General features: G+C 37.3%; 3 protein-coding genes. 2 read left to right on the forward strand and 1 reads right to left on the reverse strand.

The window, feature by feature from the left end; genetic code table 11:
* Together L950_RS24835 and L950_RS24840 are read left to right on the forward strand one after the other, a co-directional pair.
* Positions 1–700, forward strand: a 700-nt coding sequence (locus L950_RS24835; protein WP_231577855.1) for a glycoside hydrolase family 116 protein, incomplete at its 5' end; no start/stop codon positions are given.
* Between the two features lie 8 nt (positions 701–708).
* Positions 709–1,263, forward strand: a complete 555-nt coding sequence (locus tag L950_RS24840; RefSeq protein ID WP_197086687.1) for an RbsD/FucU domain-containing protein — start codon at positions 709–711, stop codon at positions 1,261–1,263.
* A gap of 103 nt (positions 1,264–1,366) precedes the next feature.
* Here L950_RS24840 and L950_RS28230 read toward each other — a convergent pair.
* Positions 1,367–2,580 (reverse strand): IS3 family transposase gene (locus tag L950_RS28230; protein ID WP_156169866.1). Its coding sequence is split into 2 segments (ribosomal slippage): positions 1,367–2,247 and positions 2,247–2,580, totalling 1,215 coding nucleotides; the frame shifts between segments, so codons are not numbered across the junction.
* Positions 2,581–2,650: the final 70 nt, after the last annotated feature.

The following is a 2,650-nucleotide window of genomic DNA, read 5'->3' on the forward strand; positions in this document are numbered from 1 at the left end:
TTACAATGGATGTAGGTCCTTATATCAAAACGCATTTGAATGGTCGTCCTTATGCTCTTGCCGGAGAGGGGGGATGGTGATGAATACTAACCCTAAAAATGAAGCGAAAGCTTATGGGGAAAATGAAACCTGGCAATTGGGTTATTTTCATGAATGTATGAGCGGATTTGAACATCAGGTAGCCGCGTATATGATGGCAGAAGGTATGGTGGAGGAGAGCTTAGTTTTGACCCGGGTCATTCATGACCGTTACCATGCAGCAAAGCGGAATCCATTTAATGAAATAGAATGTAGTGATCACTATGCCCGTGCCATGGCAAGCTATGGTACATTTGTGAATGCTTGTGGATATGCGTATCATGGTCCTAATAAATACTTGGCTTTTGCACCGAAGGTATTGCCAGAAAAGTTCAAATGCCCTTTCACAACAGCAGAAGCATGGGGAAGTTATGAACAGATTCAACAAAATACTGAACAGACAAGTCAGCTGTCTGTCGCTTATGGAAATTTACAGTTGCAGAAGTTTTCGATAGGTAAGGTCAGAAATGAGCCTGTGCAAAAGGATCGACTAAAAGCAGTTCTAAATAATAAACCCCTAAAATTGTCGAGAGTAGAGGATGCTTCGGATAAATTAACGGTAACATTTCAGAAGGAACTGCAACTGAACAAGGGGGATTTACTTCAGATTAGCTGGTCATGATAATAAGATTGAGAACTATAATGGTATTGCTGCTGATACTTTCTTTAGTCGCTTGTCAACCCGCCAGTGTTCAGCAAAAGGGAAGCGTAAACAATAAGGATTGGCAACAAAGGTTAGAAGAGCAGCTGCCTTTGTTGGGACATCGGAACTGGATTTTGATTGTTGATAAGGCCTACCCAGCACCTAATAATTCGGATATTGTGATGATCAATACGGGAGCAGAAATGATGGATGTGCTGCGCGAAATGGACAGTATATTTCAGGTGCAGGCTCATATCAAACCGATCATTTATCAGGATGCAGAACTCAATTATCTGGATGAGGGTTTAGTAAAAGGTGTAGATAAGTATAAAAAGGAGGTTAAAGCCCTCTGGAGTAAATATACTGTTCAGGATATTCCACACGAAGCGATATTCAAAAAAATAGATGAGGCATCAAAACTGTTTAAAGTGGTTGTTCTTAAGACGGAATCATTACAACCTTACACCTCGGTATTTATAGAGATTGACTGTGGCTACTGGGATGCTAAACGGGAGGACTCATTAAGGTCACGTATTCGCTAAATATTTAAGTTTTTTTTTGTCTATTAATAATTCTAAAGACTTTGTAGCGTCCTAGAATAGGTTGACATATAAATTTAACGATAATTATCCTTACTTGACTATTTCAAGTAAGGATTTTTTGTTTATGTACTTGACTAGGTGTTTTATATTTTAATGCAGTATGTGGTCTTCTATTATATAATTTCACTGATTGCCTAATCATGGTGTTTGCTTGTTTTATGTTTTTAGGCCTGCTAATCATAAACTCATTTTTCAATATACCATTTATCCTCTCAGCAAGAGCATTTTGATAACAATCATGACCATCAGTCATGGAGCAAGTAATGTTGTTTTTACGATGTATTTCTTGATATTGCATTGAACAATATTGTAATCCTCTATCCGAATGATGTATCAAAGGAAGATGGCTTGTTCTTGATTTAATAGCCATTTTTAATGCTTTAGCGACACCATCAGTGCTTAAATCATGATGTAAATGAAATCCTAGAATTTTTCTAGACCAAGCATCCGTTACTAAACTTAAATAGGCAGTTTTTTCCTTAGTTTGAATATAAGTGATGTCAGAAACCCATATTTCTTCTGCTCTGACAGCTTTTTTCTCTTTTAGAAGATTGGGGTACTTATGCAACCAATGTTTTGAATTGGTTGTTTTGATATAACTTCTTGCGGGCTTTATTAATAAATGTTCCGAACGTAAGAAATTGAACAGCGCATCTCTGCCTATTTTGATGTGAAGCGTATTAAATCGTTCTTTCAACATAAAGTACAGCTTACGCGTTCCTAAACGGGGAAGGTACATCCGTTCTTTCAGAATTTCCTGCTTAATTTGTTTCAGCTCTAATAACCGGGAATGGATACGGTTTAATTTTTGGTGGTAACCTTGCCGACTAATCCCAAACAGTTTACAGACTTTGGAAAGGCTTATTAATCCTTTTTCTCGAAGCCTTTCGACTGTTTGGGTAAAAACTTTTTTGGCACGATCATACCATATTCTTTTTCCATAATCTCAAGCATAGTTTTGTAAACTAGATTGCGATCCTGTTCATCTTTCAAAGCCTTTTCTAACAACTTAATACGTTGTTTTGGACTAGGGTCAATATGCTTATTCATAGCGTGTTGCTTTGGTAAACTCCAGTCTAAGTTACCAAGTTTTCTTAACCAAACCAAAACCGTACTCCGTCCTTGGATACCATAACGAGATTGTGCTTGCTTGTAGGTGAGTTCGCCTTTTTCGACTTGACAGACAACAGATAATTTAAAAGCTAGGCTATAATCTCGCTGACTCCGTCGTAAATTGTTCTTTAGTTCTTTTTTCATAATAAGCTGAGTTAGATGTCAACTTATTTCAGGACGGGACACTTAATTGATAAAAGCCACTTCTTTATAA

Source organism: Sphingobacterium sp. IITKGP-BTPF85 (assembly GCF_001006065.1).
Classification (GTDB): Bacteria; Bacteroidota; Bacteroidia; order Sphingobacteriales; family Sphingobacteriaceae; genus Sphingobacterium; species Sphingobacterium anhuiense.